The organism is uncultured Parolsenella sp. (assembly GCF_958346945.1).
Classification (GTDB): Bacteria; Actinomycetota; Coriobacteriia; order Coriobacteriales; family Atopobiaceae; genus Parolsenella.
This window is the reverse complement of record NZ_CATVTL010000022.1, coordinates 1-3,978: the sequence shown is the minus strand read 5'-3', so window position 1 is coordinate 3,978 and position 3,978 is coordinate 1. Positions and strand designations below refer to the sequence as shown.

Sequence of the window (3,978 nt, the reverse complement as noted above, 5' to 3'; positions counted from 1 at the left end):
GTAAGGCGCTAGGCTGCCGGCCGCGTGCGTTTGCAGCAAACGGCCGGTTTGTGCAGGGTGGTGGACTACCGTGTCCGTGCGTTTGCGACAAATGGCCGGTTTGTGTGGGACGTTGGATTGCCACGATTGGCCATTTGCAGCAATCGGCCAGTTTGTGCAGGGCGGGGTCGAGCAACCAAGAAGAGCCCTGCGGACCGCCAGGTCAGAAACGTCACCGCAATGCTGCGGCGCTATACTGCCAACAATTAATGGAGAGAGAGAGGACTGCCTCCATGGTCAAATCGCGAGCGCTGCTCGTCGCCGCGGGTTTCTTTAACCAGCTGGGCTTCCAGTCCGTCTACTTCGTGGGAATCATCGGCTGCGCCACCTACGCGCTGGGCCTGGGCGCGGCGGGCGTGTCGGCCCTCGTCTTTGCCCTCAACGTGGTGCTGCTCGTGGGCTACTCGCTCGCGGGCGCCCTCATCGACCGCATGGGTCCCAAGCCCGTGCTCCTCGCGTCGTCGCTCGCCCCGCTCGCCGCGGCCGCGCTCACCCTTGCGCTGCCGATGTCGTTTCTCGTCCTACTGGCCTGCGCCCTCGTGATGGGCCTTGCCGGTGCGGCCGCCTCGACGGCGGTCGAGACCTACCCGCGCTATCTCACGGCCAGCGAGCCCGAGCTCGTGCGCATGAACTCGCTCAACAGCACGGCTACGTTTGCCTCGGTGATCGTGGGGCCACTCGCGGCGGGAGCAGTCGCGGACGCGTTCTCGACCGCGCTCGTCTTTTCCCTGCTTCTGGCCACCGCCCCCGCCGCCGCGCTCTGTGCCTGCACGATGCCCGCAGGCTCGTGCCATGCCGAGAAGGGCAACCCCGCCGAGACGGACGGTGCGGCCGAGAACCGCGACCCCGCCGAGCAGGTCGCGCCCTCGCTCCTCTCCCAGCTCGCAAGCGGCGCGCGCACCATCATCGCGAGCCCGGCCCTGCTGATGCTGTTCGCCATCGGCTTTTTGGGCAACCTGGGCTTTGGCGCGTTCGATTCGCTCGAGAGCCTCTTTTACCGAGACGTGCTGCAGGTGGGCGCCGAGTGGATGGGGTGGCTCACGGCGATCGTTGGCGTGGGAGCCACGCTGGGCTCCGTTGCTGCCGGGCGGCTCCGTGTCCAGCGCGTGACGATGCCGCTGCTCTGCGCGCTGCTCGTGCTCGAGGGTCTGGGCGCGGTGCTCTACGTGGGAACGCCGCTCGTCGCGTGCGCCTGCGCGGGCCAGCTCGTGCTGGGCGTGGCCAACGGCGCCATCATGCCGGTGCGCGTGACGCTCACGCAGTGCTCGTGTGGCATCGAGCGGCTGGGGAGCGTGAGCGCGCTCATGCGCGTGGCCCTGTCGTCGGCGGGGACGTTGCCGCTGCTCGCGGCCCCGTTCCTGGCCAACGCGTTTGGCGTGCAGCCGGTGCTCGTCGTGGCGAGCGCGAGCGTGGCGGTCGCCGGCGCGGCCCTGCTCGCGGCATCTCGCCGTGTGGACGACTAGGCCGAGAAGGACAACAAGGCCGATAAAACCTAGCGGGTCGAGCGGGGCGACGAGATCGATAAGGCCGAGAAGAACGTGCAGGTCGTTTGGTTGTGCGGATAGAGCGGCCCGCGCGGCCCGATCATCCAGCCATGCGGTCGAGCAACTCAGACAATCTGCTCCAGCCGTCGCGCCCGGACCAGCCACCGCGCTCGCGCCAGCCGTCCCACCCACACCACCTCGCCCTTCTCCGCCGCGCCCGCGCCGGCTCCCGCCCACTCCACTGTTACTGTCCTGACACAATCGCCGTCGCCGACACGCGCCGCGCCACCAACCTGCCATAGAATGACTAAGTTGCATCCTATGAACCATGTTGGGAGGCCCCATGGCACTCAGCGAAAACGACGTGCGCGGCATCGCCGACTACGCGCGTATCGCTCTTGACGGCGACGAGCTCGCCGAGATGACGCAGTACCTGAACGGCGCCATCGAGGGCGTGCTCGCGCCCGTCCTCCAGTACGGCGAGGCAGACGTCCCGCCCACGTTCCACCCCATCGGAGACCTGTCGAACGTGATGGGCGCAGACGTCCCCGCGCCTGGCCTTGGCATCGACGAGGCCCTGCTCGACGCCCCTGCCGCGCGCGACCGCTACTTCCGCGTGCCCTCGATCCTGGGAGAGGGGGAGGAGCAGTAATGGCAAACCTCGACACCTTCTCCGCCGCCCAGATCGCGGCTGGCATCGCCGCCGGCGACTTCACCGCAACCGAGGTGGCGCGTGCCGCCCTCGACGCGGTCGAGGCCCGCGACAACGCCGTCCAGGCCTTCCTCCAGGTGGCCCCCGAGCTCGCCCTTAACGCCGCGGCCCGCATCGACGCCGACCGCGCCGCCGGCCGTGCCCTGCCGTCGCTTGCGGGCGTGCCGCTGGCCATCAAGGACAACATGATGCTCACGGGCACGCGAACCACCTGTGCCTCCAAGATGCTCGAGAACTACGAGAGCGTCTATACCGCCACCTGCGTCCAGCGCATGCTCGACGCGGGCTGCCTGCCCATCGGCAAGGCCAACATGGACGAGTTTGCCTTTGGCTCCTCGACCGAGAGCTCGGCCTTCCACCGCACCAACAACCCTTGGGACCTCGAGCGCGTGCCCGGCGGCTCCTCGGGTGGCTCCGCCGCGGCCGTCGCCGCCGGCGAGGTCACGCTCGCGCTGGGCTCCGACACCGGCGGCTCGATTCGCCAGCCGGCCGCCCTGTGCGGCGTTGTGGGCATGAAGCCCACCTATGGGGCCGTGAGCCGCTACGGCGTCGTTGCCTTTGGCTCGTCGCTCGACCAGGTGGGTCCCTTTGGCCGCAGCGTGGCCGACGTGGCGCTTGCCATGAACGCGCTCACCGCCCCCGGCCGCGACCCCAGGGACTCCACGAGCCAGGACTGCCCGGTCGACTTCACCGAGCACCTGAACGATGGCGTCGCCGGCCGCAAGGTGGGCGTCATCCCCGCCCTCATGAGCGCTGCGGGCCTCACCGACGAGGTCAGGGCGGCCGTGAACGCCGCGGCCCAGAGCCTGGCCGACCAGGGCGCCGAGCTCGTCGAGGTCGACCTTCCCAACCTCGACGCGGCCATCGCCGCCTACTACGTGCTGGGTCCCTGCGAGGCCTTCTCCAACCTCGCCCGTTTCGACGGCGTGCGCTATGGCTACCAGGAGCCTAACTGCGCGAACCTTGCCGAGCAGAGCTCGAAGTCGCGCGCGCACGGCTTTGGCGCTGAGGCCAAGCGCCGCCAGATGCTGGGCGCCTGGCTGCTGTCCAGCGGCGTGTACGAGAAGTACTACCTCGCCGCGCAGAAGGCCCGCACGCTCATCACGCGCGACTACGCCGCCGCCTACGAGAAGGTCGACGTCATCCTCATGCCCGCCAGCCCCACCACGGCGTTCAAGTTTGGCGAGATGAGCGACCCCACGCAGATGTACCTCTCGGACCTCTACACCATCAGCATCAACATCGCCGGCAACGGCGGCATCTCCGTGCCGCTGGGCCTGGGCGCCACCTCCGGCCTGCCCGTCTCGGCCCAGCTCGTGGGGCCGGCCTTCAAGGACCGCGACCTGCTGACGTTCGCCGCTGCCGTCGAGCGCGGCGCCGCCGCCCACGCGTCCGTTGCGCCCGACTTCGCCGGGAAGGGGGGTGAGCTCGCATGAAGAAGCTCGCCGACGTTCTAAGGGATTGGGAGGCCGTGATCGGCCTCGAGATCCATACCGAGCTCACCGCGCTCGACACCAAGATGTTCTGCAACTGCCGCCTGTCGCACGACGACGAGCCCAACACCAACGTCTGCCCCGTGTGCCTGGGCCTGCCTGGCGCGCTGCCGGTGCCCAACCGCCGCGCCATCCAGTCCATCGTGAAGGCGGGCCTGGCCACGAACTGCCAGATCATGCGCCACAGCATGTTCTACCGCAAGCACTACTTCTATCCCGACATGGCCAAGAACTTCCAGACCACGCAGGG

General features: G+C 68.8%; 3 protein-coding genes and 1 pseudogene. All 4 read left to right on the top strand.

The window, feature by feature from the left end:
* The first annotated feature begins 272 nt into the window (after window positions 1–272).
* Window positions 273–1,502: an MFS transporter gene (locus tag Q3866_RS07755; protein ID WP_301830825.1), complete on the top strand. Its 1,230-nt coding sequence runs from the start codon at window positions 273–275 to the stop codon at window positions 1,500–1,502.
* 364 nt (window positions 1,503–1,866) lie between these two features.
* Window positions 1,867–2,175, top strand: a complete 309-nt coding sequence (locus Q3866_RS07750; protein ID WP_301830823.1) for an aspartyl/glutamyl-tRNA amidotransferase subunit C — start codon at window positions 1,867–1,869, stop codon at window positions 2,173–2,175.
* A complete protein-coding gene (gatA, locus tag Q3866_RS07745; protein WP_301830821.1) occupies window positions 2,175–3,671 on the top strand; it encodes an Asp-tRNA(Asn)/Glu-tRNA(Gln) amidotransferase subunit GatA in 1,497 nt (498 codons plus the stop codon). The genes Q3866_RS07750 and gatA overlap by 1 nt, the downstream gene beginning before the upstream one ends.
* Window positions 3,668–3,978 (top strand): annotated as a pseudogene (locus Q3866_RS07740) (Asp-tRNA(Asn)/Glu-tRNA(Gln) amidotransferase GatCAB subunit B); the annotation flags it as partial. The gene gatA and the pseudogene Q3866_RS07740, both read left to right, overlap by 4 nt.

Coding starts and splice junctions, on each gene's coding strand:
- Q3866_RS07755 (WP_301830825.1), top strand. CDS start 273: ATGGTCAAATCGCGAGCGCTGCTCGTCGCCGCGGGTTTCTTTAACCAG.
- Q3866_RS07750 (WP_301830823.1), top strand. CDS start 1,867: ATGGCACTCAGCGAAAACGACGTGCGCGGCATCGCCGACTACGCGCGT.
- gatA (WP_301830821.1), top strand. CDS start 2,175: ATGGCAAACCTCGACACCTTCTCCGCCGCCCAGATCGCGGCTGGCATC.